The sequence below is a fragment of the Rhodococcus sp. GB-02 genome, from assembly GCF_053470465.1.
The window spans coordinates 136,000-162,999 of record NZ_JBPUKE010000002.1; the positions used below are offsets into that span (position 1 = coordinate 136,000).

Consider the following 27,000-nt stretch of genomic DNA (forward strand, 5'->3'; position numbering starts at 1 on the left):
CGATGTGTAGCGTGCACACTGGGGCGAACGCACCGAAACAGCACATGCCATGGCGGGAGCCGAATGTCCGTTCAGACAGGGTCGTCGAATGTCGACGAGAATACCCCGGACGAGAAAACCACGGACACGAACTACGCACCCTCGGGTCCCGTGCTCACCGTTCTCGGCCTGTGCGGAATCGTCGTCGCCCTGATGCAGACGCTTGTCGTCCCGATCATTCCCCAATTGCCGCACCTGCTGAACTCTTCTCCCGCCGACACGTCGTGGGCGGTCACCGCAACGCTCCTCGCCGCTGCCGTAATCACTCCGATCAGCGGACGCCTCGGCGACATGTTCGGCAAGAAACGAATGCTGCTGGTCAGCCTCGGGATGGTCGTCCTGGGCTCGGCCATCTGCGCGATCGCGCCCTCACTGATCGTGCTGGTGATCGGACGTGCACTTCAAGGCGCATCGGTCGGGGCAATTCCGTTGGGTATAGCCATCATTCGCGACGTTCTGCCGCCGAAGAAGGTGCCCGGTGCCATGGCGGTCATGAGCGCAACCCTCGGCGTCGGCGGCGCGATCGGACTGCCGATCGCCGCAGTGATTGCACAGAATGCCAACTGGCACTTCCTGTTCGTCACTTCGGCGGCACTCGGCGTGATCTGCATCGCACTGGTTGCGTTTGTCATTCCGGAATCGAAAGTACGTCGCCCGGGACGTTTCGACTTCATCGGAGCGTTCGGCCTCACCCTCGGACTGATCACCCTTCTGCTCCCGATCACGAAGGGCGGAACCTGGGGGTGGGGCGATGCGAAAACACTGGGACTCCTGGCGGTTTCCGCCCTCAGCTTCCTGGTGTGGGGATGGTGGGAACTTCGACGCAGCGCACCGCTGGTAGACCTTCGCGTATCGGCCCGGCCGCAGGTTCTCTTCACCAACTTCGCGTCGATCGCCGTCGGCTTTGCCATGTACGGCAATTCCTTGACGCTCCCCCAACTCCTCATGGCACCGACGTCCACCGGATATGGCCTCGGATTGTCCATGGTCGCAGCAGGACTCGCGCTTGCCCCCGGGGGGCTTGTCATGATGGCGCTCTCACCCGTCTCCGCTCGGATTTCAGCTTGGCGAGGTCCACGAATCACGTTGATGCTTGGCGCCCTCGTGATCGGATTAGGTTATGCCTTCGCATATTTCACGGTGTCGAGCGTCTGGCAGGTCGCTGTGGCCGGAATGTTCATCGGCGCGGGCGTCGGGCTCTCGTACTCGGCCATGCCCGCCTTGATCATGGGCGCAGTACCCCTCACGGAATCTGCGGCCGCGAACGGACTGAACTCCCTGATGCGATCGATCGGCACGTCGACGTCTGCCGCGATCGTGAGCGTCGTTCTGGCCGGGATGACCATCACCGTCGGCACCGCGGTGATCCCCTCGTTCGAGGCGTTTCGTGCCACGTTCCTGATCTCCATCGCCGCCGCAGTCGTGACAATGGTGTTCGCCGGATTGATTCCCAAACAGAAAGTCTCGTAGGGGAATCAACCCGGCGGAGGACTCACTTCTCCGAAGAGCCTTCGATGCTGCCCGTCTGCAACTTCGACAGAAGTGTGTAGATGAAATTGATGATGATATCCACGTGGTGCCCTCTCACATAACGGGTCCCCGACCCGCCAACGACGGTACCGCAGAACTCTTCTACATCGAATCACCGACAATCAATTCTGCAACGTGTTCTAATTTGAGGCGACGACTACCCGAGGAGCCTTTCATGACCTGGACACGCACCGAACTCGAAGACGCCTTCGCGGGTTACCAGAACACCGTTGTCGAGTGCACTCGTTCCGGCGACTGGAATGCCTTCGCGGACATGTTCACCGAGGACGTCGTCTACGTGGAACACGCTTTCGGCACCCTCGACGGCCGAGAGGCCGTACGCAAGTGGGTGACTCGCACGATGACCGAGTTCCCGGGACGCCGGATGACCGAATTCCCGGCCAACTGGTTCGTCGTCGACGAGCAGCGTGGATGGATCGTGTGCGAGATCGACAACCCGATGGAAGATCCGGGTGACGGATCCAAGCACGGCGCCGCCAACATCACGATCCTGCACTACGCAGGCAACGGATTGTGGTCTCGCGAAGAAGACGCCTACAACCCGATGAACTTTCTGTCGATGGCAAAAGCATGGTGCCTCGCCGCCGAAGCGGCAGGTACCCTCCCCGATGACGCTAAGGCCTGGCTCGCCAAATTCGGCGCTATGGTGCGATAGATCCCGTCGGCAACGAGGATCCGACGGGCTGAGCCGGACCGACCGAGCCGGCCAACGACCACTGCCCGTAGTCGCGAGTGAGGATCGAATTCAGATCCACGCCAACGCCGTCGACCTTGCGCTTGTCGATCTCGAACTGATGCAGGTTTGCCCGCGGGTGCACATACCCTGCGGGCGAACCCCAGTTATGCTGCCAGAACCAGGTTCCCACGCCTGCACTGATCATCGCGTCGATCACGCGAGTGTTTCCGTAGACACCGAGCGCTCCGTTGCCGACAACCGAGGCCCACCCCTCGAGGTACGGAGTGATCAGCGCCGTGATCTCGGTACTGGTGGGATTGTCGTCGATCGACGCGTAGATCGGCCGACCAGAGGGCCCACCGGCCGCAGCGTGTAGTTCGAGGCCACGGGAAGCATGACGCTTGCCGGCTTCGCGAGCTCCGCGCCAGTCCGCCGTTCCGCCCTTGCCGAATTGATAGCAGGAAACGACTTGGAGCCCGGCCGCCGTCAGCGCGTCGGTTTCCCGCGCCAGTACGGGCTTGCCGACCATCCAATCGGCGCCCGGGCGCCTGTCCGAAACGTATCGAATGGCGCCTGCATACCCGGCGGCCTTGATTGCCTGAGCGGACGGCACACCGGCGGCATAGTCGAGCAAGGTCCCGAGCGAACCGGCATTGGCCACCGACGTCGTACCGCTCAATGCAGCGAGTCCGGCAGCTGCCGATCCAGCGGCGGCATACTTGAAGAGGTTCCTTCGCGAGACGTGCACAAAGCTCCGATCATCGGCGTGTCCCGCTCGAAGTGGCGGGCCGGCAAGCTATCTTCTTTCGCTCGCATTCCACCACAGTCACATCATCCCCGCCATGCACTTGGCCAACATGAGCCACATTTGCGACAAATGGGCTCAGTGCCCGCTCCACCACGCAGCTGGACGAGACAGAGAAGCGCCCCCGAGCCACAGACTCGGGGGCACTTCGCTCTGCGGATCTGCTCGCCGACAGGCCTTCAACGCTTCCGGAGATGAAGTCGAGGAATCCGAAGAGGTCAGCGAAAGCGCCGAGGAAGTCTGAGATGTCGCCGAAACCGATAGTAGGCATTGATATTGCTCCTGTCAGTGATGAACTGTCCGTGATGGCGGGCCACTGGCTGGCTGCCGGGGCTAACACTAGAGCCCTTCCGTTACTTTTGCGACACCAAATGTGTCCGGGACGTTACATTTCAGGCCCGCTCAACTGACCTCATATCCACAGGTAACAACCAGTCATGGTGAACAATTTGTCACCATATAGCGCATTCTTGACAAAACTCGAACATGGTTCCCGAGAGCAGTTATCGTGCAGCGTCACTGCACTTCCGTGGTTGCAAGTGCGAAACGCTCGACTTCCCCGCCCTGAGAGATTCGCCGTCAAAGTCTCTTACTTGCGAATCGGCGCCAAATCGCCCCCTCTCGGGCACATGCACCCTGAGGATGTGCGCAATTTTTCAGCCATAACTTCGGTTAGCGAGATCTTTACGCCGAAAACGACCGCCCCGACGGCCCGCAGGACCGTACCTATCAGTCATCATAGTGACGCTATTCACACTGATTCGAGCAACTCGAGGCACCGATAACAACCCGATCTCGACACCGATTGGACGTTCGAGGGCAAAGTGGAGTTCATGAACGTCACAAGGAAGAAGTCTTGGAGTGAGCTGTCACCCGCGCAGCGCCGCGTCGTCGCCGTGCTCGCAACGATTCAGTCCCTGTTGGCGATCGCCGCGTGGACAGACCTGGCGCGACGCCCTGCCAATACGGTCAACGGCAGCAAGAAGAAGTGGGCGGCGATCATCTTCGTCAACTTCTTCGGGCCGCTCGCTTACTTCCGCCGAGGCCGGATTCAGTCGAAATAGTCCCAGAACTGCAGCCACTTCACGGACGCGAAGAGCGTCAGAGTCATTGCGTACACCGCAATTACCGCAGCGACACCGCGCCAGTTCGTGCGGGGAACGGCGCCGTCGACGGGGTCCAGCCAATGGCGGAACCACCTCGTGACCGTCGGCATCAGGAACCACGTCATGGCGCCGACGCTGACTATCTGGCTCAGCCACATCGAGAGCCATGGCGGCGCTCCGATCCCGTCGAGCAGCGGACCGAGAAACCTCGACAGCGTCATCACCGTCGGATAGAGAACTAGCAGGATGATCATCGCCGTCTTCCAATTCGGCGTCGCACGGGTCTGCCCGTTCTCCGTGCGCAGAATCGTGCCGAACGGTGTCGACCGCGTGGTCTCGGTGAAGTCCTCGACTAACTCCGCTCGCAGTTTCGGTAGTGCCGCGGCCCTTTCGGGCGACGCCATCCACACCGCCAACTGCTGCTCGGTCCTGAACCGAAGGACGGACTTCCACTGGGTGGAATCGGTGACCGACCGCAACAACATCACCGACTCGTAGCCTGAAAATCGCGAACTGAGATCGATGAGATGCCGTTGCGTTCGCAGAAACTCGTTCTCCTTACCCACGACGACGGCGTGGTCGTACACACCGATACCCGGCGGCGGCAGAACGCCGTCGACCAGTACCAGATCGCTCGTCTGCGCGAGAATTCCCGTTGCCGCAGCGAATCTTTCGAGATCGCGGCGTTCGCCCGACTCCAGCCAACGATGAAGATCGTCGGCACTGTCGAAAGTGACGGACAACCCGTGCGACACCGGTTCCGGTTGATCACTGATGCCACAGCTCACGTAGCCGTCGAATCGACCGGCGATCTCGGCCGCACGCTCTACCCACGCCCGGAATCCCGAACTCGTTCGGTGGTACCCGGTGATGGCGGTTGCGGACACGTCAGCCCGACACCCGGCGCCCTTGCACGTACACGTGCGCAATCGCAGGTTCGCGCATCGCCATCAGAAGCCCGAACAGCGTCTGGTCGCGGGCGAGTATCGGATCATCCGAACGCGTTCCATGGTTGACGAGCCCGGCGAGCGGCGGCCACCCGGACGGATCGATCACCAGGAAGTCGGCCTCTTTGCCCTCGTCGAAGTTGCCGATCCGGTTCTCCATGTCCAGCGCGCGAGCGCCGGCGAGAGTTCCGGTGAACAACAGTTCGGCGGGATGCATCGACACGCCGTCGTCGCCGGCCTCGGAGATGTGAACCTTGAAGGCGTCGCCGAGGACTCGGGTGAGCAGGCATTCGTCGCCGCCGCCGAAGTCCGATCCGATCGCGATGTTGACCCCTGACGCAACGGTTCGTTTCCACGGCATGGTGCCGGAGCCGAGAAACTGTTGGGACGTCGGACAATGTGCGATCGAGGTTCCGGTCTCGGCCATTCGTGCGAGTTCGGAATCCTGGCAATGCACCGAGTGCGCGAGAATCGCGCGCGGACCAAGGAAGCTCTTTCCACCGACCTGCGAGCCGGGTAGGAATTTGCCGTCGTACGTGTCGAGGTAGGTCTCGACCTCGTACTCGGCAAGTGTGGTTGCCACCTCGCCGGTCCCGGGCCGATTGTTCTCGTTGAGGTGACTGTGGAAGTAGACGCCGCGGTCGCGGACCGAGTCGTACAACTCCCCCAACTCCTTCAGCGTCCGGGTCGTCACCGCGAGGGAGAACCGCGGAACCACCGCGACGTGAACCAACGCAGTGTTCACGTCACCGGTGTCGGCCGCGTGCCACTGGTCGATCTCCTCGCGGGTGAGTCTGATCGCGTCCTCTTCCGAGGTGATCAGTGCGGCAGCGGAGGCCGGGCCGGTGGTTTGAATACCTCGGCCGCTGACTACCCGAAGGCCGCGTTTCAGAGTTTCCGAGAACAACGAGTCCTGCGCGTGCGGGAAAGCCGATCCGAACACCATCGCGGCCGTGGTTCCCGTGGCGATTCGGCGAGCGCAGAAGGCCTCGGCAGCGTGCTGGGCGAACTCCGGATCAGCGAATCTCGATTCGGAGGGAAAGACGCACAGGTCGAGCCACTCGAGTAGTTGGCCGCCGCCGTATGCATCGCCGGCGTAGGTCTGCGGGAAATGAATGTGTGCATCGACGAATCCGGGCAGCAGGAAACCCGGTCGGTGGTCGTGGGTTTCAGCGCCCTCGAGATCGCTCGGGAGTGATTCGAATTCTCCGCAGTAGACGATCGTTCCGGCATCGTCGATCGCCAAGACGCCGTCGGGGATCGAGACGAGCGACTGCGCCGCATCCTCAACCGTCGGACGACCGGAAATGTGGAAGACATGGCCTCGATGAAGGTGCGTCACTCACTGAGCAAAGCACAAAACTACCCGACGCCGCGCGGCGAATGCTGTCCTTTTTGTCAGATATTGGGATCAAGCAAGAGTTGCATGCCAAACAAGAGCCGCAGCCAGCGCACCTGCACCGTTCAACGACCAATGCAGAGCAATCGGCGCAATCAGGCTGCCGCTGCGATGACGAAGCCAGGTGAAGACGAGACCGGCTGCAGCGGTGGCGAGAACAGCCCCGAGGATTCCGGCGACCTGACCGACAACTCCGGTACCGAGAAAGCCGGAAAGCCCTTCGTTGCCGCTGGTCAAACCCATCGACGACGCGATGTGCCACAGGCCGAACATCAATGAACCGGCCGCTGCGACGCCCCGGAATCCACTGACCCGGTTCAATGTGCCGTGCAGGACGCCGCGGAAAGCCAACTCTTCGGGAATGACGGTCTGGAGCGGAATGACGATCATCGACGCGATGATGGCGCCGGAAATTGTGGCGTAGCGATCCGCCATGAAGAAGGGGCGCGTAAGCGGAAGTAGCGCGCCGACGGCGACAACCGTCAGCACCAGGCCGACGGCGGCAAGGGCGTACTTCGAACCCTTCCGCAGATCACGAGGCGACAGCCCGAGCTCCGCCCACCCCATCCCCCGGCGTTTGGTGAGCGCCAACAGAACAAGAGCAGAGATAGGTACCGTGGCGATGCTCGCCCACGCGGTGGTGAAGTGTGCAATCAGATTGGTTCCCACCAGCACCACGATCACAACAGCAATATCCACGTATGCATGCATCCGCGGAAAACGAGGAGCGGTCGCTTCGATCTCCACTGGGGCGATCTTCACGGAGGCGCCGCTCGTTAGCTGAAAGTTCACTTTTTCCAGTGTACCGACGCACGAGAACCGCCCGCCACTGTTTGCGAACACGCTCACAGTGACGGGCAGGTCCCGAAACAGCTCTGATCAGGCCCCGAGTGTGCTCGCAAACTTCGGAACGGCGTTGTCGATTGCGTAGGTCAACCCCGGTACCGAGCCACTCGAGAACGCATTGACGAGTGCCGGGTCATCGAGGATCAACAGATGTCCCTGCTGAGCCGACGGGATTGCGCGCAGTAGCGGATCGCTCGTAAACGCACTGCTGTCGAGGAAGATCGGGAACAGCACGGTGAGATCGGCGTCGAACAGATTGAGGTTCTCGTTGGCGACCGGAACGTAGAAGTTGCCGGTGGCCTTCTCGGTGATCGCGGCCGGAATCGTGAAACCGAGACGCATCATGAAGTCCGCGCGTGCGTCGCCGGGTACGTAGGCGCCGTAACCGTCTGAACTGTAGGCGCCGACCGCCGCGGTCTTGCCCGCGAAGTTCGGATTGGCGGCGATTGCGGCGTCGAACTTGGCGTCGAGGCCGTCGAGTAGCGCCTTGCCTTCCGATTCTTTGCCGAGTGCCTTGGCGACGAGTTCGGTCTGCTGCTCGACCGTCGTCCCGTAGGCCGTGGCGAGACCTGGTGGCGGCCCGACCGTCGGCGCGATGGCACTGAGCTTGTCGTATGTCGCCTGGTTGTTGTCGCTTCGCGTCCACAGAATGAGGTCCGGTTCGAGTGCGATGACGTCTTCGACGCTCAGGTCCATCGTTCCGAGGATCTTCGGGTCGGCGGTGAACTCGTCCGCAATCCACGGTCCGACGCCCTTGCCGCCGAACGCCATCCAGTCCGCGACGCCCACTGGTTGAGTGCCCAGAGCGAGTGCCGTCTCAGCATCCGACCAACCCAGCGCCACGACGCGCTGCGGGTCGGCCGGGACCTCGACGTCGCCGAACATCGTCGAAATGGTTGCGCCCGCCTCAGCCGGTGCGTCAGCACTGTCGCTGGTGCAACCGGCAAGCCCGACGACGGCAAGCGAGGCTGCCAGCGCCGTGACTGCAACCTTCATTCGAGAGACTTTGATCCGCATGGTTACCAGCACTCCTCCAACGCTCCAGCGAGAATTAGGGAAGGCTAGCATCAGCTAAGGAAGACTGTCGCCCATCGGCCAGATCGTGTTCAGGATGCGTTGGCGGCCTTGTCGAGTTCCGCGATATCGATCTTCTTCATCTTCATCATCGCGTCCGTGACGCGTTGCGCCTTGGCTCGATCTGGATCCTTCATCAGTTCGAGAAGACGATTCGGGACTACCTGCCAGGACAGTCCGAACTTGTCCTTGGCCCAGCCGCACGGGCCTTCTTCCCCACCCTCGGTCAGTCGGGACCAGTAGTGATCGACCTCAGCCTGATCGGTGCACGGAATCTCGAAAGACACGGCCTCCGAGAACGTGAACATCGGTCCGCCGTTCAATCCGGTGAATCGCTGACCGCCGAGTTCGAAGCTGACGGTCATCACCGAGCCTGCCGGCATTCCGGAGGGCGATCCCTCGACGTACCTTTCGATTCCGAGAATCTGCCCGGAACCGAACACCGAGATGTAGAAGTTCGCTGCTTCTTCTGCTTGGTTGTCGAACCACAAACAGGGAGTGATGGAAGGCATGTTCTGTCCTTGTCGGAGAGGTTACGAATCACGTGTACAGGGTTATAGACCCGACCCGAAACGAAAACTCATCGCCAGGAACTGCTCAAGCGGACAACGCAGATTCGAGCATCGGCCAGGAGCGAACGAGTTCGTCGCGCCAGTATGGCCAACCGTGCGTCCCCACCGGTTGCGCGCTGCGGGTGACATCGACTCCTCGATCGCGCAGCACCTGCGTGATCTGGTCGGTGCACACGTTCGATCCCAGTTCCATGACTCCGCCCACGACCAGTACACGACCGAGCGCAGGAGTATCGAGGGTTTCGTGCGGGCCTGGCAGTCCCGATCCCGACGCAAGGTACACCTTGGTTCCACGGAGCTTGTCGGCATTGGCGAAGATGTCGTGCTCTTGCCAAGCCTCACTGCCGGCCGGACCCCACATCTGCTCCGAACGGGCATTTCCGTTGATGACCACAAGATCGGTCAACGCCTTGCCGAATCCTCCGACGGTTGTGTAGCAGCCGCTGTAGCCGGCGACCGCGTCGTACAACCCGGCCGAGCGTTGGGCCAGGATCAGCGCGGCCTCCGCGCCCATCGAGATCCCGCCGATTGCGTTGTGCCCGTTGGTTGCGAACCTCGTGTCGATCAGTGGGGGAAGCTCTTTCGTCAGGAACGTCTCCCATTTCAGACGACCGAATTTCGGGTGGTCTTCCTGCCAATCGGTGTATATGGTGCCGGTTCCACCGATGGGGAGTACGACGTTCACGTTCTTGTCGGCAAAGAACGGGACGATATCGCCGTTGGCCGGGGCCAGCCAGTTGTTCTCTTCGATCTGCCCGGAATTGCCGTCCAGGAGATACAGCGTCCCGCGCGGTTCCGAGCGGTCGGCAGGAAGCAGTACTTTCACCTGCATGGTGCGCCCCATGGCGGGACTCGCGACGTCGAGAAGAACCAAGCGCGAAGACAGTTCGGTGACACTTGTTATCTTCGGAGCCTCGTCGGCGAGTGCGGTCGACGGCAGTACAAGAAGTGAAGTCAGGGCGAGCGCGCCGACAAGAACAACGCTTCGAAGGCTCGCTCGACGGGAACTCACACGCCGAGCGACGCGGCGATCACCGGCCACGAGTCGTGTAAGTCGTCTTCCCAGTATCCCCATGAATGTGTTCCTGCCGGCTTGAAGTTGTAGCGAATGTTGTTCATACCCAATGCGTTCGTCTTGTCCGCAAGCTGGGTGGTGCAGTGGTGAGTTGCTGCCTCGATTCCGCCACCGAGAACAAGCTGCACCGCGAAATCTGTGACATCGCTGCCGATCTGTGGATCGACAAGCGTGTCGTACGGACCCGGAATCCCGGTTGCGGTAGTGATGTACATCGGGATTCGAGGTAGCTTGTCCACGTTGACAACCGGGTCGTGAGCCGGCCAACCCGGACCATCGTACGGACCCCACATGTTGACCCCGTTGTTGTCGCCGGATTTCGCGAGGCCGGGGTCCGGCCACTCCCAATCGGTGTAGTAGCTGAACGCCCCATCGACGGTGAGTACACCGAGATGTCGACCAGCCTGCTGTCCACTGACTGAGCGTGACCTGGTGCTGTGAGGAGCTCGGGCCCACATACGGCCGTGGTCAACGCCACGAAGACGCGGAGAACCGTTCGCAAAGCGCAAGTCTCGATCATCGGGGTCAACCTCTTCGGCAGCGGAACTTTTCGAACGGTACCGCCTGAAAGAGACAACCCGACGTGATCGGAAAAACTCGATCCGGTCGACACGGAAAGGCTCACGCACCGAGTGCGTGAGCCTTTCTCGTCAGACGACGCTTACTTGGGCGTAACCGTGCCGCCGCTGAGCTCGGTCAGCGCATTGAAGAATGCGGTGCCGACGCTGTTGACAGCCGTGACGACGGTTCCCACGATTTCGATGGATCCCATGAAAACTCCTACAGTTGTTTAGGTCTCGGTCACCCGAGCGGAAGTTGTGTGACAGAACAGTCCGATTCCGACGAGCGGAATCAGCCGAGCGGCTTGAGGCTGCCCGTGTTCGTCTGAACCGAACCGATGAAGGTTTCGAACAACTGGTCGCCGGCACCAACCGAGCCGAGGCCCTTGAGTGCAAGTTCGACGATCGACATCAGTGAACCCATGTGAATCTCCTAGAGAAGTCAGAGGTCAGCTGTCAAGAAGCACCCGACAGTGCTGTGACAGCTGCGTCACATCTGTAATGTATCCGTGACGTGGGTAACATTAATCATACGAACGACCAGTTGGCAAAGAATTCCGGCAATGGGGTCATTATTTCGACTAATAAGGTCTGCTACTGAAAAAATTCCGGCAAATCGGTCGGATTTTACTGATTCTGTTGCCGCGATCTTCAACCGCCCCAAATCCTGCGGTTACCCACCAGTAAACTGAAATCATGTCTAGCGCAACCTCACTCACGCAGGTAGCTAATTTCCGGTGGCACCGCCATCAACTCGACACCCCCCTTGCCGGTGATGCCGATCACCACGATTGCGACATTCTCGATCTCGGGATTCAGAACACCGGACCGGACGGCGCCGCCTGGGCACTACAGATCCGCGGCGTACGCGTCGACGCCACTGACCTCGCTCTTGCCTGGACGTTGCGCGGAGCTCCCCACTACTACCGTCGTCGCGACCTGCCTGCCGTCGCTGTCGCCACCTCGCCGTTCAGTGAAGCCGATGCAGCCAAACGCATTTACGACGCGAACCGGCCGCTGAAGGCCGCCGGCATCCCGACGCTGACTGCACTGCAAACAGTTGCTACTGCGATGCGGGACATCGTCTCGAAACCAACCGTCAAGGGCGAGATGTCCGCGCAATTGACCACGCGGGTCACCGAGCCCTATTTGCGATTCTGCCGACCGTGCAACGCCACTCATCTGTACGAGATGCCGTTCCGGCTCGCGGCGCTTCAGGCAGGCCTCGAACTGCAGCCGGGCACATCTCCCCCAGTGCTCGAACGCATTCCGGGTTGGCGCCGACGCCCGTACACAGCCACAGGTTCTGACGCCGATCCCCGCTTCGACGTGATACGCGGGTATCTGCGCTTCTACGGCCCCGCCACTCCTGCTCACGTCGCCTCGTTTCTCGATGCTCCGGTCAAGGACGTCAGAGCCCACTGGCCCACCGATGCCGAGGAAATCGAGGTGAACGGCGAGAAGCGGTGGATTCTCGAACAGGACCGCGAAGACTTACTCGGCTGCCCTACCGATTCGAGTACGCGCCTGCTCGGGCCTTTCGATCCGTATGTACAGCTCAGGGATCGGGAAACCCTGGTTCCCGACCCGGCCGTCCAGAAGACGGTATGGCCGACCCTCGGGCGACCGGGCACGGTGATGGTTGGCGGCACCATCACCGGACTGTGGCGACCGCGAGCGTCCGGAAAGAAGCTGAAGGTCGCGGTCACCCCGTGGGGAACGTGGTCACGATCGGCCCGCGCAGCAGTGGCCGAGCAGGCCGAAATACTTGCCGAATTTCGCGGCGTCGAGCTCTCCGAACTGGTCGAAGTATCTTGATCGAGCCAGTGGTATCCGGATAATTCCAGCTCACACCCGCCCCGATTCAGAGAAGGAAACCCCCAACGATAACCTGAATGCGACCTTCGCACGCACCCTTGTTCAGGAGAGATGATGGCCGACTTCCTCTATGAGGACCTGTTGCCGATCGGTGATGACACCACCGAGTACCGATTGCTCACCACCGAAGGGGTGTCGACAGTCGAGGGACCGGACGGCCGCACCTTCCTGCAGGTCGAGCCGGAGGCGATGCGTCTGCTGACCGAAACGGCGCTGCACGACATCTCTCACTACCTGCGCACGGATCACCTGACGCAACTGGCGAGCATCCTCGACGATCCCGAAGCGTCGAACAACGACAAGTTCGTAGCGCTCGATCTTCTCAAGAACGCCAATATCGCCGCTGCCGGCGTTCTGCCGATGTGCCAGGACACCGGAACCGCCATCGTCATGGGCAAGCGCGGTCAGCACGTGCTCACCCCCGGCGACGACGAGCAAGCCATTGCCCGCGGCGTCTACGACGCCTACACGCGCCTGAACCTGCGCTACTCGCAGAACGCCCCCATCACGATGTGGGACGAGAAGAACACGGGCAACAACCTGCCCGCGCAGATCGAGCTGTACGCCGATACTGCTGCCGGACACGAGAACTCGTACAAGTTCCTCTTCATGGCCAAGGGCGGCGGCAGCGCCAACAAGTCCTATCTGTACCAGGAAACCAAAGCGATTCTGAACCCCGACTCGATGATGCAGTTCCTTGAGGCGAAGATCCGCTCACTCGGTACCGCGGCCTGCCCGCCGTACCACCTCGCGATCGTCGTCGGCGGTACTTCAGCCGAGTTCGCGATGAAGACGGCGAAGTACGCGTCGGCGCACTATCTCGACGAACTGCCTACCGAAGGCGCCATCACGGGTCGCGGCTTCCGAGATCACGAGCTCGAGAAAAAGGTCTTCGAGCTCACGCAGAAGATCGGTATCGGCGCCCAGTTCGGCGGCAAGTACTTCTGCCACGACGTCCGCGTCGTCCGACTTCCCCGCCACGGCGCTTCCTTGCCCGTCGCCATTGCGGTGTCTTGCTCGGCCGATCGACAGGCGAAGGCCAAGATAACCCCAGAGGGCGTGTTCCTGGAACAGCTCGAATTCAACCCTGGCCGTTTTTTGCCCGAGGTCACGGACGCTCAGCTCGACGAAGAGACGGATGGCATTTCGGGTACCGGCAAGGGTGCTGCGGTCAAGATCGATCTGACCAAGCCGATGTCGGAGATCCTGGCCGAGCTTTCCAAGCACCCGGTGAAGACCCGTCTCTCCTTGACCGGTCCGCTCGTCGTAGCACGCGACATCGCGCACGCCAAGATCAAGGAACGCCTCGACGCCGGCGAAGAAATGCCGCAGTACCTCAAGGATCACCCGGTGTACTACGCCGGCCCCGCCAAGACTCCCGACGGTATGGCGTCCGGTTCGTTCGGCCCGACCACGGCCGGCCGCATGGACTCGTACGTCGAGCAGTTCCAGGCTGCCGGTGGCTCGATGATCATGCTGGCCAAGGGGAACCGCTCCAAGCAGGTCACCGACGCCTGTAACTCGCACGGCGGTTTCTACCTCGGATCGATCGGTGGACCGGCCGCTCGCCTGGCGCTCGACTGTATCAAGAAGGTCGACATCCTCGAGTACGCCGAACTGGGCATGGAAGCCGTCTGGAAGATCGATGTCGAGGACTTCCCCGCCTTCATCGTCGTCGACGACAAGGGCAACGACTTCTTTGCGCACACCGGTGAAGTGACCTTGACGATCGGCAAGCGTCCGGGCCTGTAGATACATCAACAGCAAAGAGCCCCGGCGGGTTTCGATCGCCGGGGCTCTTTTTCGTGTGTGGTCAGGTCCAGAGCGCAGCGACGAAAACGGTCACGATCGACAACCCGCCGACGACGTGCACCAGATTCGGATTGGCATGCCCCTTCTTCTGCTTCGCCCGGGTGATCTCGGCCAGCGCCACGATGACCAGCGAAAGCACCAACTTCACAGCGATCTTCGCGTGAATGTAGTTCTTGTCCAGGGCGCCCTCACCCAGACCGACGATGATCAGGCCGGACACGAATTGCATCCTGGCACCCCACACCATGACCTCGGTGATCGAAGGAGCCTTGAGGACGGTGAAGTAGCTACCGACCAGGGCGGCCATACCGAGTAGGTGAATCACTACAAAGATGTTGTAAAGAACAGACATACGGCTACTCTATCCCGTACTTCGTTCCAGGCGAACGGAACTGAGAGTTCTCTCAGACAATTCCGGCTTCGGATGCGGCGGAACGATATTTCGCTGCCAACGTGTCCACGGTCTCGTGTGCGTTGAGACCGCTGGGATTGGGCACAATCCACAGTGCTGCCCCCTCGAAGGCTTGATCCTGCCGCCCCGCTTTGGCTCGTTTGTCACCGAAAGCAGTTCGATAGGCGGTGATTCCGGCAAAGGCAACGACTACAGGTTTGTTTGCGCGCACGATGTTTCGGACCCGGACTCCACCAGTTGCGAGCTCCTCCGACGTCAATTCATCTGCGCGCGCAGTTGCCCGGACCGCCAAGTTGGTGATGCCCACTCCCCGATCGATCAGATGTTGTGTGTCAGCGTCCGACATACCCGCGGAGGGATCGATCGCACGCTCGATGATGCCTGCCCGCAGCAGTGCCGGATAGAACCGATTACCCGGCCTCGCGAAATGCGCGCCCGTCGCGGCAGTCCACAGTCCCGGATTGATACCGACGAACAACAGCCGACAATTCGGCCCGATCAGATCCTCGATCTCGGCGTCTCGGAAAGACTCCAGCTCGGCGCGCGTGAATCCCATGCTCCCAGTAGATCAGGCCGTCACGACAGCGCTTCGCGTACCTCGTCGATCGCGTCGTGCATCATCTGCTCGTACACGTCCATGTCCGCGATCGAGGCCGGACTGCTGGTGATGCTGATCGTCACCGTGTCCCCGATCCCGTGTACGCCGTGGGTCAACGACATGACCGGTGACAAACTCGGGAAGCCAGCTGTGAACCGAACGACGCCGCCTCCGAGCACCAGATCCGCGTCACCGCGCGCGACACTCGACACCACGGTGTTGCCGGTGACCTCGTCGGGCACTGCCGTGAAATCGTATTGCTGCACGCCCCAACGGACCAGCGGGCCGGGAACAGCGTTCAGCGCGAGATCCGACGCTGCGCTGGATGGATGGGACGCACGTGCGCGACGCTCGTCCATCGACTCCTTGATCAGTTGGGCTCGCTCACGAAGATCATCGACTTCCGGGAACAGTCCGACACCTGCATTGCGGAAGTGATTGCGCGCCGTGGGTGTACCTGCCTTGGCGATGGTCACCTCAGCTCCCAATTCGGGCGGTACCGAGCCGTCTCGTTCGGTGAGGTAGTTCGCCATCGCTACCGAGATGGCCGTCATCGCTCCGACTGTGACGGACACGCCGCCGCGGAAATCTGCACTGTCCCGCACGACCATGCGGACCAGTCGGTGAGGTCCGGGTGGGATGTTGGAGCGCACCTTGGGACGGCTCGCCGCTTGCGGCGCAACAACTCCCGATTCGGTATCCGCCTGCAGGCGCAACTGCGCTTTGTGCCCCGCCCGGCCGTCGCGGAACAGCGAGACAAGCTGACCTGGCAGACGCAGGGCCGCGCGGCCCAGTATTTCGGCTGATCCGCTGCGTCGCTCGTCCATCTTCTGTGGTGTGGGAGGTTGCGGCGAGAACAGCAAGCGAGCAATTGCCGACGCCCGTTTGCCGTCTGCCAAGGAATGTGCGACCTGCAGAACTGCGATCAGCGCCGGGCCGCTACAGCGCGGCACGCCGGTGACGCCGAGAAACAGGTGCAGCGCCCACGGCGACTCGCGCGAGTCGACGTGGTTCTCGAGTAGTTTCTCGATTCCCTGAATGCACGAGAGCCACGAGTTTTCGGGCAGCTCATGCACTCTCACCAACGAGGAATCGACCGGCATGGGCTCCCAGACCGGATAGTCGAGGTGCCACGGTGATTCGCGAATCCGAACATTGAGATCCGGAATGAGCGACGCTCTTTCCACCACCGCGCGTCGTAGCTCGTCCATGGACTGGCTCTGCCCGTCGAAGCAGTAGAGCAGCAGCTGATCGTTGGGGATCTTCTCCGAAATCCAGAAGGTTTGGGCGTCGGTGGGCGTCATCCGTAACACCGGGAGACGGTACCACCGGCTTGTCAGCTCTTTTCTGCAGCAGCTTTCAGCTGAGACAGGCCCTTCTCGAAATCCTTACCGACGAGCTTGTCCATGCTGAAGATGAAACCGAAGATCTTGAAGAACAGATTCTTCTTCCCGGTCATCTTCCACGTCACCTGAACTTCACCGGCATTCGGCGAGACACCGTTCGGCGAGATGAGAAAGGTGGTGACGTTCTGCGCCTTGAATGGCTTGAGGAAAGCCAGGTCCAAAACTACGCGTTCATTCGGGACGGATTCGGTGATCACCATCGAACCGGAGCCCGCCTTCTTGTTTCCCGCCCAGGCATACGAAGCCCCGACGCCCGCGTCAGGACTCGCGTACGTGCGCTGCATCGCCGGGTCGAGACCTTCCCATGGCGACCACTGAGTCCACTGATGGAAATCGTTGATCAACGCAAAGACGACCGGTGCTTCTGCCTTGACGATCGTCGTACGTTCTACCAGGAATTCGTCGGAATTCTGCGAAGCCATCGTCGATCTCCAATTCTCGGGCGTGACAAGTGTTCGGAATTATCCACGGTCGACGAGTTCGGGGCGAGTCGACACTCAGTCCCGCAGGCACAGGCAGAAATAGTGGCCGACCGGGTCGCGGTAGACGCGGAAAGTCTGATGCTCCGGGATGCTGGTCACCCGCTGCGCACCCAGGCTGATCACCCAGGATTCCGCAGGGTCGAGAGAAGCCACAAGCAGATCCAGATGGATCCCGACGCCGGAGGTCGGCCAGTCCACCGGAACAAAATCCGGAGCGAGCTGAAACGCGAGCCGCTCCCCGCCGGGTCCTTCGATCACGTGCCAATCATCCTCGTCGCGAACGCTTTTCCAGTCGAGGACCTGGACGTAGAAGTTGGCCAATGCAGCCGGATCGGGGCAGTCCAGGACTGTGTAGTCCATACCGATATTCGGGCGCGTCACTGTGCCTTCTTCTCCTGAACTTTCTTACGCACGAACAACAACGGAAGAACCAGCGTCGCAACTGCGGTTACCAGCCACACGACGACGGTTCCCAGAATCCACGTCGAGACACCGGAGATCGACAGATTGGAGAAGAGGGACGCCACCAACAGAGCCACAAATGTCGACACCAATCCGATTCCGCCGAGAAATGCCGGTGCATGTCGCTTTGCCACCGTCGCGATGAACGGCGCCAGGACCGACTGCGCAATCGCAAAGATCACGACGGCAACGATGAATCCGGATGTAGGCGCCGAGAAGCCCGAGAAAATCAACGACGCAACAAGAAGCCCGACAGCGGCAGAACCCAGGAAGATCGCGGCGCGAATCAGGAAGCTGATCATTTGTTGATCCTATATGTCGGATATCGAGGACAACAGATATTCACAATCCCAGAGATTGCTGCACCTCTTGCAATGTACGGGCGGAAGATCGGAGCCCCGAAGCCTCCTTTTCGGAGAGCGGTACTTCGAGGACTCGACCGGCACCTTCGCGACCGACCATCGTGGGCAGTGACAGGCAAACGTGCTCGAGTCCGTGGACGCCGGTCTGCAAAGTCGATACCGGCAGCACCCGTTGTTCGTCCCGCAACACGACTTCCACGATGAACGCGCTCGACAATCCGATGGCGAGGTTGGTGGCACCTTTTCCTTCGATGATCTCGTAAGCACTCTCGACCACCGACTTCGCGACATTCGCGCGTAGGTCGAGGCCGAGGACACCGCCCGACGGTCCCACGAACGAGGTTGCCGGCACTCCACCGATGGTCGCGCTCGACCAGAGCGGAATCTCGGAGTCCCCGTGCTCGCCGACGATGAAGGCGTGGACGTTTTCGACCGCGACTCCGAGTTCGGTGGCCAGCAGGAATCGCAATCGGGCCGTGTCCAGCACCGTTCCCGATCCGAAGATTCGGCCGCCGTACGACGGTCCCGCGGCCTGGATCGCTGCGTAGGTCGCCACATCGACCGGGTTGGTGACGAAGAGAAGAACCGCGTCCGGCGACACCGCCAACAGTTGTTCGGTCAGTGTCTGTGCAATCTTGACGTTCACCGCGGCAAGTTCGAGACGCGACTGACCGGGATGCTGTTTGGCGCCTGCGGTGACGACGACCAAGTCGGAGCCCGCGGTGACCGAGATGTCGTCACCTCCCTCGACGGTGCACGGCGGGGTGAACTGGGTTCCGTGGTTGAGATCGAGAACTTCGGCCCGGACCTTTGCGCTGTTGGTGTCGTAGAGAGCGAGCGCGTCGGCTGATCCGCGTATCAGGCACGCATACGCAATTGCAGTGCCGACGCTTCCCGCCCCGACCACGGACACTTTTCGCCTGGATGACCGATTCGGCGTCGTCATGGGTAAATGGTGCTCGCTCCATAACGATTTCGCAGCACAACGGATTGCCAGTCTCTTCTCAGGGTTTGGATGCCGACCTCTCAGAATCGACGTGGATGATCGCTGACATGGCTGAGGTAACCGTTCTTGCAGTTGGCGGCACCGGCGAATCCCACGTCGGCGACAACGGCGCCCGCGTGCTCGGACTCCTCAGCGCCGTCACCGACGAACTCGACAGTCGATTCGATTCTCACTGGGTCGCTTATCCCGCGTCGTACGGTCCGGTCGCCGACGGCGGCTTGAGCTTTCGGCACAGCACCGCGATGGGTGTGAAGGCCCTCTCGACTGAAATCGCGCGGACAGACGGCCCCGTGATGCTGATCGGATACTCACAGGGATGCACCGTGATCCGCGCGGCTCTTCCGACATTGACTTCTCCGACGCTGAACGGCGCCAACATCATCGGAGTCGGACTGATCTCCGATCCACAACAACCGGCCGGTGTGATCGAAGGTTGTGAGGGTCACGGTGTTGCCGGCGACGGACCCGAAGTCCAGCCGTGGATTCCGGTCAAGTGGATCGGGCACCCGCAGGACATGATCTGTAATGCCAGCGACGACAGCTATATTCGCGACATCGCAGACTTGACACGCTGGATGTCCTTCTCGCAGGCGCGCGTGTGGGCACGAAAGGTGTGGGAACTACTTCGTAGCAATGCTTTCCAGAATGCGCAGAAGACTCGTTTTAGTCCGAAACAGTGGCGCACCGATCTACGACGCATTCGCACCGCGTTCCTCGAAGTCCTCGGCTATCTGCCGACGCGGTTGAACCTGAACCGCTTTCAGCTGGAGAACCCTCGCGGCGGTAGACACATCAGCTACGCGATCGAACCTCTCGACGAGAGCGGACTGACCGGGTGCGAGCTTCTGGCGTCGTGGATGAAGGTCCAGGCAAACGGCGTCGAGCAGCGCGTTCACGCAGCCTGACCTTTACCGTTAGTTTACCTAACGAACCCCGGCGAGCCATTCGACGCCCTTACGTTCCTTTCATGCAACTGAGCAGAATATTGTCGTGTGCCGCCGTGACCGTCGCACTCCCCCTCACCGCCCTGGCGACCCCGGCCGGCGCATCGCCAACCGGCAGTCTCGACTGGTCCGGTTCGTTCGGTAGTTCAGCGCCCCAGCCGGTTTCGACGTTCGACGTCCAAGCCCACCGCGGCGGGCTCGGCCTGTACACGGAAAGCAGCCTGGCCGCGTTCGCGAATGCCCTCGAAATGGGCGTCAGCACACTGGAACTCGATACACAGATCACCGAGGACGGGATCGCTGTCGTCACGCACGATCGCAAGATCTCGAACAAGAAATGTCTCGACACCGCGCCCGCAACTGCGGGTGACCCGGAGTTCCCGTACGTCGGCAAATTCGTCAACACGCTGAGCCTGCAGCAGATCAAGACCATGGACTGCGGCACCCTCCCCCTTGCCGGATACCCTGAGCAGCAGAATGTTCCGGGAGCGAAAATGCAGACGCTCGAAGAAGTGCTTGCCCTGGTGAAGTCGTACAACGCACCCGGAATCAAGCTCAATATCGAGACCAAGGTGGAAGCGGGAGCGCCTCACGAGACCGCCCCGCGTGAGCAGTTCGTCTCTGTAGTCCTCGATACGATCCGGGCAGCCGGATTGTTGGACAGCGTCACCATTCAGAGCTTCGACTGGGGCTCGCTCATGCTCACCCGTCAACTCGCGCCGAGTGTGCCCGTGGTCGCGCTCACCAACGGCGACTTTCTCCAGGTAGGCAAGGACGGAGCGTCACCGTGGCTCGGCGGTCTGGACATCGATGATTTCGGTGGCGACGGCATCGCGGCGGTAGCAACCTTTGGTGCCTCCGCCTACTCCCCTGTCCAAGGAACTCCGCAGGGCGGAAAGGTCGGCGACCCCAGTTTCGCCTTGTACCCGACAGCCGACATGATCGCGAGCGCACACGCGCGTGGCATGAAGGTCATCCCGTGGACCGTCGATGATCCCGCCACCATGCACGCCCTCATCGACCTCGGTGTCGACGGAATCATCACCGATTACCCTGACCGCCTCCGCGCCGTCCTGGCCGAGCGCGGCATGCCGCTACCTGCGCCTGCGGTCAAGAAGTAGCCTGCGGCCCACTCCGAAGCAGGTACCTGAACAGGTACTACGGCCGATGTCCGCGGGGTCCTGCCGGACGCATCCTGGACAGGTACTTGCTCGGGTGATCGGAGGTGAATTCTGATGATGTCTTTGAAGGATCAGTTGGACAACTGCGAATACCTGTTTGCCGACGCGGAAATGGCGGGTGACTGGAATGCTGTTCGGCGATTCAGGGAATACCGACTGAGGCTGGTTCGGCAACTGTGCAGGCAAAGGGCTTCCGGTCTCTGCGTCTAGGGCGCGGCCATTCCCTCCTGAGCTGAACCCGAGTCCCTCTGGGCGGTTACGATCCGCCGTCGCCCGAGTCACAGTCGGGTGCTCTCACCAATTGAGCTACAGAAGGTATGGACCGCAGCGCTTTTCGTCTGCGGTCTTTGTTTCCCGAACCATACGGACCCGCCTGTCGTCCGCGCTACTCATTTTCGACCCGACGGTCTCTGAGCGGCCGCCGCTCCGAGTTGGTCCCCGCGTCCCCGCAGGGACGTCTCCGACAAGGCCACACCGAATCACCGCTGACCAGCAGTCGATGGGATGATGACCTGCGTGTCCATGTCCCCACCGCTGCCCGTCAAGAACGGGGTTGGCCCGACGCGCCTACGCATCCCGCTCTCTGGGCCGTGGGCGACAATCGCTGAGTACGTCGTAGCCAAGTTCGACCATCTGGACGCCGAAAACCTGTATCGGCGGTTCGACGACGGCGAGTTCGTGGGTATCGACGGCCAGTCGATCTGCCGGAGCACAGAACTCAGCGCGCACCGGTTCGTCTGGTACTACCGTGAGTTGCCGGCGGAGGACCCGGTGCCGTTCCGCGAGGAGATCCTGCACATCGACGACGATCTCGTCGTCATCGACAAGCCACATTTTCTCCCGACCACCCCCAGCGGGCGCTATCTCCGCGAGTCGGCGCTTGTCCGACTACGGGTCCGCCTCGACAACCCAGATCTGACCCCGATCCATCGGCTCGACCGCGGCACCGCCGGCGTGGTGATGTTCTCGGCCCGCCCCGCGACGCGCGGCGCATATCAGTCGTTGTTCGAGAAGCGACAGGTCACGAAGGTCTACGAGGCGGTGTCAGCGCGACCGTCCCGGTGGGGCCAGGATGCACCGGGGTTCGCCGAATCCGACGGTCCCCTCGTCTACCGAAGCCACATCGAAGCTCGGCGCGGTGAGTTACGGGTCGTCGTCGACGACAGCCGTGAACCCAACTCCGAGACCACGATCGAGGCGCGAGGGACAGGTGTGAGCGCCTCCGGACGTACAGTGCTGCACACGGTTCTACGTCCGCGGTCCGGAAGGATGCACCAGTTGCGGGTGCATTTGGCGGCTCTCGGCGCCGGGATCCTGGGCGACCGGCGATACCCCGACCTGCTTCCCGACGCCCCGGACGATCATTCCCTCCCACTCCAATTGCTCGCGAGGGAACTCGAATTCACCGACCCATTGACTGGGAGAGCGCGGCGGTTTGTCACCCGTCGGACGCTCAGCGAGATGCCCGCGTCCGACTCCTGAACGCCGGCCGGTCGTCTGTGCCCTTAGCCACCTGGAGACCTGCACTGGCCTGGCATCTAGGCAAAGTCGTGCAAGTTGATCTTTGCCGACCACGCAGTCTTCTGCCGAGATGCCGGGGCTCCCCGCGTCTGACGGCAAACTCCAGATTCTCGCGGGCGGCAAAACCCGCAGTGCTGCTGACAAGCTGTTTCGAGCCTTCGCGGGTTCGGTGCGGGCAGACGGCCAACGATGGGCCGATGAGCTGAGGTTTTAGACGTTGAAGCGGAACGATAGTCCGTCGGGCAATCCCCCTCTCGCCAGTCAAAATGCCACCTATGGCGTCGGCCATTCTGTTTGATCCCTAGCGAAGCACTCACAACGGCAGCAAAGACTTTCGTGTCGACAGCAAAGTGCAGAATGCTTGAATGGCAGCAGAAGTGGTCAAGGATGCGGCCGGCCTCAGCGACGACCAGAGCGGCCACCCAACCGACGAGAACCCCGGCACACTGCCGACCGCTCACTACGCTGGAACCCAGACACAAGCCCATCGTCCACGGAGGCCAGGGTGTCGCATAGCAGCACCTCCTGGCATCGGCTCGTCAACGGCCGCGCGATGTAAACGTTGTCGAGGAAAGGCAACTGCTTCGACAACGCCCTCGTAGAAAGCTATTTCGGTCACCTCAAGGACGAGCTCTACTGCAACATCACGTTCCCGACCGTCGACGCTCTCACGACAGCAATCAATACCTGCATCAGCCTGGTTCAACACCGAACGAGGCCATTGATCGCTGAAGGGCCTGACCCAGTGCAATACTGATCTCAAGTCCTTGCCGCGTAGCCCACTACAATCTCACTCGGCCAGTCCAACTTTCGGGGACACTCACTACCCGGACAGATATTCAATCACTGCCATTACTGCGGCATTTCGCATCTGCCGTGCACGCACGTCCCCAACGTAATGTAATGATTTAAACTTCTCTTCCGAGGCGGCGAGTACATCGCCGATGGTGACCAAATCCAGTTCGGCCAGCTTCGACTTCTGGAATTCCGTGAGGTCCAGAACTTTAAAACTCTCCGCCAGTCGCGCTTCAAGAGCGACGTTGGCCTCACCCTGAATGCGAGTAAGGGGAAGGGTCTGAACCGCCTTATATGCAGAATGGTTCGCCCCGAACTCCTGCATCCGCTTGATGGAAAGGGATGATCGGATTCTGGCCCCGTAGGCGACAGGTTCGGCGTCTTGCGCAAAGTTGCATCCCAAATTAACGAAGTACCGCGTGCCAACTTCGCTCCGAGTGGCACGAATCCCTGATACCCCTTCGAGCAAGATACCGCTGTAGCAGAGCAAGCTAAGCGCCTCGCGCACCGTTTGTGGGGCGTCCCGATGAACCCATATCGCGGACGATGCCTCGTTGGCAGCTTCGTTACGAGCGTGCAGTGCGGGGAGTACGTCGCGCTCGAGGAACGAACGCCCCCAGTCGATCAGTTCTCGGTGGCCAGGGTAGCGCTCGGCGAGGTTCGAGTGTTCAGACCAAACCTCATCGCGATAGTAATTGCGAATCGCTTCCTGGGCTCTTGACCGGTTAAACGGCGCACTCGCAGCATAGGTCTTAAGCATCACGCGAGGATTCCCCATGCTCGCGTACGACAGTACGTCGAACGCCTCCCCATACTGCTCAATCAACTTCCTCGAACTTGGATCCTGCTTCAGTACGATCTGCCGCATCGCAGCGGCGTAGCCGGAGTCCGTCACCGGGCGCTCAACGTCGACCAGGGTGGCGTCATGGCTTGGCTGAAAAGAGTCACCGTACGACGTCGCGCCGGGATAGACCGCCGCCTTTACCGATACGAGTGGGCTACGCAGATCCCGCATCAAGGTAAAGAACTGGCGCTGCTGCTCGGGTATGAAAACGTGAGCCGCTTCGTCTATGAACAAAACGATGCGCGCAACTCCCAAGTCTTCACACAGGTCTTCGATGGCCTCCCGTAGCTCATCAGCATCCGGCAAGTCTGACGCTCGCTGGACTTCCTCGTCCTGCTTCCAGAACTCTTCAAACTCCTTGACAACAGTGTCATCGATGTTCAGCCTGCCCGCGCGAGTGGACGCCTGAGTCAGCTGAACCAACGCGCTGTCTTCCGGAAGCGTCAAACCGTAGTTGGTCACAGCTCGCTTGATCGCGCTCGAGATTCGAGCCGTCATCCACGGCATGAATCCATCCTCGGATCGACGGAGCAGGCCTGCACGGCTGAAAGTCAGATATACGGGTAGGACACGGCTCTGTGGGAATTCCGCCTTCAACTCCGCTTCAGTCACGCGAAGTAGGAACGACTTCCCCACACCTCTGCTCCCGCGGAGAATGATTGGCGATCGGGACTTCAGCTGGTCTACTGTTGAGCGGTCGCCTGAGGTCTCGACGTAGTACTTGAGAACTTCGTCAAGCTTAAGATCCTCAGTTCGGTAAAACAGGTTCGCAACGTCAGGCATCTGCCAGTCCTATCATTGCTCTAACTCCGTTCAAATGGCCAAAACGAGAACCTAAAGCATCTATAAGACTTTGCGACCCAAGCGCTCTGTCTGCGTACCGCACTAGAAGTAAGAATATTACGGCCTCACCCGCACCACGAGCGTTATCGGTCCAATCGACCAAAACCTTCTCGACATAGAAAACACCCTCAGGCAACATCTGAGACTGAGCTGCTTTGCCATGAATGAACTGCGAGCAGTGGCGATAGGTGGTAGCCGCTTCTTGCGCGAACGGAGGAGCCTCTCCGGCAAGTCCAGGACAAAAGGCTTCCACAAACTGCCTAGAGAGCACTCCAGAATCTTGATCAAGACCTTTTGACCACGAATAGTCGATCTTGTCGGCCACCCAACGCCGTCGTTCCAACTCGTTCACCGAGAAGTAGACTGCCGCGAAACTTAGCTCTAGAAATAGGCGTAATCCAGCGAATGCCTGTCGGTACAGACCCGACGCCGCACAATGCGCCGCGAGTGCAAGTTCACGACGCGCGATAGATAATTGATCGGTGTGCCCGTCAGCAACCAAGTCCGTCCAGAGACCGAGGTCCGCGTCCAATTGATGCAGCTCGCCAAACAACTCCGAGTGAGACCCGATGCTCTTTTGAAGGCAATCTCCCATTGCGTTTTGCAACTCAATGTAGCGATCCGCAACGCGACCAGGAGCGCCGAGTTGGTCAAATTCTTCGGTGTGGGAACACACAGCGACTCTATTCTCTCCAAAACTGGCGTCGAAGCCAACCTTGATTACACATTGAATCTGAATTCAACCACATCGCCGTCGGCCATGACGTATTCCTTACCCTCCATGCGGACCTTGCCTGCAGCCTTGGCTGCAGCCATGGAACCCGCCTCGACGAGGTCGTCGAAGGACACGATTTCAGCCTTGATGAAGCCGCGCTCGAAGTCGGTATGAATGACGCCGGCAGCCTGGGGTGCGGTGTCACCCTTGTGGATGGTCCAGGCGCGAGCTTCCTTCGGGCCAGCCGTCAGGTAGGTCTGCAGTCCGAGGGTGTGGAAGCCGGTGCGAGCGAGGGCATGGAGGCCGGGCTCGGTCTGACCGATCGAGTCGAGCATTTCCTGGCGGTCTTCCTCGTCCAGTTCGAGGAGTTCCTGCTCGACCTTCGCATCGAGGAACACGGCGTCGGCCGGAGCGACGGATGCGCGCAGTTCCGCGACCTTCGCCTCATCGGTGAGCACCGACTCGTCGGCGTTGAAGACGTATAGAAAGGGCTTGGTGGTGAGCAGGCTCAGCTCACGAAGCAACGAGAAGTCGAGCTTGTCCTTGACGCTGAACAGCGTCGTGCCCTCGTTGAGGAATGCCTGAGCCTTGAGCGCCTCGTCGTGGGCCGGCTTGAGCTCCTTGTTCTTGCGAGCTTCCTTGTCCAGACGCGGGAGAGCCTTCTCCAAGGTCTGCATGTCGGCGATCACGAGCTCGGTCTCGATGACCTCGATATCGGAGGCCGGGTCGACCTTGCCGTCGACGTGAATAACGTCGTCGTCGGCGAAAACGCGCACTACCTGGCAGATAGCATCAGCTTCACGGATATTGGCCAGGAACTTGTTACCAAGGCCTGCGCCCTCGGATGCACCCTTGACGATGCCGGCGATGTCGACGAACGACACGGTCGCGGGGAGGATGCGCTCGGAGCCGAAGATCTCGGCGAGCTTCTGCAGCCGCGGATCGGGCAGCTCGACCAGGCCGACGTTGGGTTCGATGGTCGCGAACGGGTAGTTCGCTGCCAACACGTCGTTGTTGGTCAGTGCATTGAAAAGGGTGGACTTGCCGACGTTGGGCAGTCCGACGATTCCGAGGGTAAGGCTCACGGTC

Annotated in this window: 28 protein-coding genes, 1 tRNA gene and 1 pseudogene; 9 read left to right on the plus strand and 21 right to left on the minus strand. The window is 60.8% G+C overall.

Features of this window, described 5'->3' with window-relative positions; translation table 11 throughout:
• Positions 1-63 precede the first annotated feature (63 nt).
• Positions 64-1,509 carry an MFS transporter gene (locus ACSW29_RS13635; protein ID WP_448277484.1) on the plus strand — a complete coding sequence of 482 codons (1,446 nt, stop codon included), beginning with the start codon at positions 64-66 and terminating at the stop codon, positions 1,507-1,509.
• Between the two features lie 235 nt (positions 1,510-1,744).
• Complete coding sequence (locus ACSW29_RS13640; protein ID WP_448277485.1) at positions 1,745-2,245, plus strand: nuclear transport factor 2 family protein; 501 nt, start codon at positions 1,745-1,747, stop codon at positions 2,243-2,245.
• On the opposite strand, the gene ACSW29_RS13645 is transcribed toward ACSW29_RS13640, so the two are convergent.
• Complete coding sequence (locus ACSW29_RS13645) at positions 2,232-3,014, minus strand: DUF1906 domain-containing protein (RefSeq protein ID WP_317827160.1); 783 nt, start codon at positions 3,012-3,014, stop codon at positions 2,232-2,234. The two genes, ACSW29_RS13640 and ACSW29_RS13645, sit on opposite strands and share 14 nt — an antisense overlap.
• A gap of 890 nt (positions 3,015-3,904) precedes the next feature.
• Here ACSW29_RS13645 and ACSW29_RS13650 point away from each other — a divergent pair.
• Positions 3,905-4,135 (plus strand): PLD nuclease N-terminal domain-containing protein, encoded by a 231-nt coding sequence (locus ACSW29_RS13650; RefSeq protein WP_347874276.1) that lies wholly within the window; start codon positions 3,905-3,907, stop codon positions 4,133-4,135.
• Here ACSW29_RS13650 and ACSW29_RS13655 read toward each other — a convergent pair.
• The 8 genes from ACSW29_RS13655 to ACSW29_RS13690 all read right to left on the minus strand — a co-directional run bounded on the left by ACSW29_RS13655 (position 4,123) and on the right by ACSW29_RS13690 (position 11,074).
• On the minus strand, positions 4,123-5,064 hold the full coding sequence (locus ACSW29_RS13655) for an antibiotic biosynthesis monooxygenase (RefSeq protein WP_347874277.1): 942 nt from the start codon (positions 5,062-5,064) through the stop codon (positions 4,123-4,125). The genes ACSW29_RS13650 and ACSW29_RS13655 overlap by 13 nt on opposite strands.
• 1 nt (position 5,065) lies before the next feature.
• Complete coding sequence (locus ACSW29_RS13660) at positions 5,066-6,466, minus strand: amidohydrolase family protein (RefSeq protein WP_448277486.1); 1,401 nt, start codon at positions 6,464-6,466, stop codon at positions 5,066-5,068.
• A 69-nt stretch (positions 6,467-6,535) separates the two neighbouring features.
• The gene (locus ACSW29_RS13665; RefSeq protein WP_283303001.1) at positions 6,536-7,234 is read right to left on the minus strand and encodes a CPBP family intramembrane glutamic endopeptidase; all 699 of its coding nucleotides are present in this window, start codon (positions 7,232-7,234) and stop codon (positions 6,536-6,538) included.
• Between the two features lie 168 nt (positions 7,235-7,402).
• A complete protein-coding gene (locus ACSW29_RS13670) occupies positions 7,403-8,365 on the minus strand; it encodes an ABC transporter substrate-binding protein (protein WP_448277487.1) in 963 nt (320 codons plus the stop codon).
• 110 nt (positions 8,366-8,475) lie between these two features.
• The gene (locus ACSW29_RS13675) at positions 8,476-8,955 is read right to left on the minus strand and encodes a VOC family protein (protein WP_317827164.1); all 480 of its coding nucleotides are present in this window, start codon (positions 8,953-8,955) and stop codon (positions 8,476-8,478) included.
• Between the two features lie 85 nt (positions 8,956-9,040).
• On the minus strand, positions 9,041-10,027 hold the full coding sequence (locus ACSW29_RS13680; RefSeq protein ID WP_448277488.1) for an alpha/beta hydrolase: 987 nt from the start codon (positions 10,025-10,027) through the stop codon (positions 9,041-9,043).
• Entirely contained in the window at positions 10,024-10,599 is a 576-nt protein-coding gene (locus ACSW29_RS13685; protein ID WP_448277489.1) for a hypothetical protein, read from the minus strand. Before ACSW29_RS13685 ends, ACSW29_RS13680 begins: the two co-directional genes overlap by 4 nt.
• Before the next feature lie 343 nt (positions 10,600-10,942).
• Positions 10,943-11,074 carry a hypothetical protein gene (locus tag ACSW29_RS13690; RefSeq protein ID WP_269068115.1) on the minus strand — a complete coding sequence of 44 codons (132 nt, stop codon included), beginning with the start codon at positions 11,072-11,074 and terminating at the stop codon, positions 10,943-10,945.
• A 272-nt stretch (positions 11,075-11,346) separates the two neighbouring features.
• Between ACSW29_RS13690 and ACSW29_RS13695 the strand changes: the two genes are divergently transcribed.
• Both ACSW29_RS13695 and ACSW29_RS13700 read left to right on the plus strand, forming a co-directional pair.
• A complete protein-coding gene (locus ACSW29_RS13695; RefSeq protein WP_347874282.1) occupies positions 11,347-12,468 on the plus strand; it encodes a winged helix DNA-binding domain-containing protein in 1,122 nt (373 codons plus the stop codon).
• Between the two features lie 114 nt (positions 12,469-12,582).
• Positions 12,583-14,280 (plus strand): fumarate hydratase, encoded by a 1,698-nt coding sequence (locus ACSW29_RS13700; RefSeq protein WP_230814724.1) that lies wholly within the window; start codon positions 12,583-12,585, stop codon positions 14,278-14,280.
• Positions 14,281-14,341: 61 nt separating this feature from the next.
• Here the strand turns inward: ACSW29_RS13700 and ACSW29_RS13705 are convergent, their stop codons facing one another.
• The 7 genes from ACSW29_RS13705 to ACSW29_RS13735 all read right to left on the minus strand — a co-directional run bounded on the left by ACSW29_RS13705 (position 14,342) and on the right by ACSW29_RS13735 (position 19,008).
• Positions 14,342-14,692, minus strand: a complete 351-nt coding sequence (locus ACSW29_RS13705) for a hypothetical protein (RefSeq protein ID WP_448277490.1) — start codon at positions 14,690-14,692, stop codon at positions 14,342-14,344.
• Between the two features lie 52 nt (positions 14,693-14,744).
• Positions 14,745-15,308, minus strand: coding sequence for a mismatch-specific DNA-glycosylase (locus ACSW29_RS13710; protein WP_448277491.1), 564 nt, complete (start codon positions 15,306-15,308; stop codon positions 14,745-14,747).
• A 20-nt stretch (positions 15,309-15,328) separates the two neighbouring features.
• On the minus strand, positions 15,329-16,654 hold the full coding sequence (locus tag ACSW29_RS13715) for a WS/DGAT domain-containing protein (protein WP_448277492.1): 1,326 nt from the start codon (positions 16,652-16,654) through the stop codon (positions 15,329-15,331).
• Positions 16,655-16,686: 32 nt separating this feature from the next.
• Complete coding sequence (locus ACSW29_RS13720; RefSeq protein ID WP_448277493.1) at positions 16,687-17,178, minus strand: SRPBCC family protein; 492 nt, start codon at positions 17,176-17,178, stop codon at positions 16,687-16,689.
• Between the two features lie 75 nt (positions 17,179-17,253).
• Positions 17,254-17,619 (minus strand): VOC family protein, encoded by a 366-nt coding sequence (locus ACSW29_RS13725; RefSeq protein WP_448277494.1) that lies wholly within the window; start codon positions 17,617-17,619, stop codon positions 17,254-17,256.
• Positions 17,616-18,002 (minus strand): phage holin family protein, encoded by a 387-nt coding sequence (locus ACSW29_RS13730; protein ID WP_230814165.1) that lies wholly within the window; start codon positions 18,000-18,002, stop codon positions 17,616-17,618. The genes ACSW29_RS13725 and ACSW29_RS13730 overlap by 4 nt, the downstream gene beginning before the upstream one ends.
• A gap of 40 nt (positions 18,003-18,042) precedes the next feature.
• A complete protein-coding gene (locus ACSW29_RS13735; protein WP_448277495.1) occupies positions 18,043-19,008 on the minus strand; it encodes an L-lactate dehydrogenase in 966 nt (321 codons plus the stop codon).
• Positions 19,009-19,115: 107 nt separating this feature from the next.
• Between ACSW29_RS13735 and ACSW29_RS13740 the strand changes: the two genes are divergently transcribed.
• Positions 19,116-19,973 carry a PE-PPE domain-containing protein gene (locus ACSW29_RS13740; protein WP_448277496.1) on the plus strand — a complete coding sequence of 286 codons (858 nt, stop codon included), beginning with the start codon at positions 19,116-19,118 and terminating at the stop codon, positions 19,971-19,973.
• A gap of 95 nt (positions 19,974-20,068) precedes the next feature.
• Complete coding sequence (locus ACSW29_RS13745; protein WP_448277497.1) at positions 20,069-21,133, plus strand: glycerophosphodiester phosphodiesterase family protein; 1,065 nt, start codon at positions 20,069-20,071, stop codon at positions 21,131-21,133.
• Positions 21,134-21,436: 303 nt separating this feature from the next.
• On the opposite strand, the gene ACSW29_RS13750 is transcribed toward ACSW29_RS13745, so the two are convergent.
• Positions 21,437-21,509: transfer RNA gene (locus ACSW29_RS13750), tRNA-His, on the minus strand.
• Positions 21,510-21,697: 188 nt separating this feature from the next.
• On the opposite strand from ACSW29_RS13750, the gene ACSW29_RS13755 reads away from it, so the two are divergent.
• Together ACSW29_RS13755 and ACSW29_RS13760 are read left to right on the plus strand one after the other, a co-directional pair.
• Complete coding sequence (locus tag ACSW29_RS13755; protein WP_448277498.1) at positions 21,698-22,675, plus strand: pseudouridine synthase; 978 nt, start codon at positions 21,698-21,700, stop codon at positions 22,673-22,675.
• 601 nt (positions 22,676-23,276) lie between these two features.
• The gene (locus ACSW29_RS13760; protein ID WP_448277499.1) at positions 23,277-23,471 is read left to right on the plus strand and encodes an IS3 family transposase; all 195 of its coding nucleotides are present in this window, start codon (positions 23,277-23,279) and stop codon (positions 23,469-23,471) included.
• Between the two features lie 66 nt (positions 23,472-23,537).
• On the opposite strand, the gene ACSW29_RS13765 is transcribed toward ACSW29_RS13760, so the two are convergent.
• The 4 genes and pseudogenes from ACSW29_RS13765 to ychF all read right to left on the minus strand — a co-directional run bounded on the left by ACSW29_RS13765 (position 23,538) and on the right by ychF (position 26,996).
• Positions 23,538-24,860: a hypothetical protein gene (locus ACSW29_RS13765; RefSeq protein WP_448278176.1), complete on the minus strand. Its 1,323-nt coding sequence runs from the start codon at positions 24,858-24,860 to the stop codon at positions 23,538-23,540.
• Positions 24,861-24,965: 105 nt separating this feature from the next.
• Positions 24,966-25,136, minus strand: a pseudogene (locus ACSW29_RS13770) (ORC-CDC6 family AAA ATPase); the annotation flags it as partial.
• The gene (locus tag ACSW29_RS13775) at positions 25,129-25,872 is read right to left on the minus strand and encodes a hypothetical protein (protein WP_448277500.1); all 744 of its coding nucleotides are present in this window, start codon (positions 25,870-25,872) and stop codon (positions 25,129-25,131) included. The pseudogene ACSW29_RS13770 and the gene ACSW29_RS13775, both read right to left, overlap by 8 nt.
• 44 nt (positions 25,873-25,916) lie before the next feature.
• On the minus strand, positions 25,917-26,996 hold the full coding sequence (ychF, locus tag ACSW29_RS13780) for a redox-regulated ATPase YchF (RefSeq protein WP_030536245.1): 1,080 nt from the start codon (positions 26,994-26,996) through the stop codon (positions 25,917-25,919).
• Between the last annotated feature and the right edge of the window lie 4 nt (positions 26,997-27,000).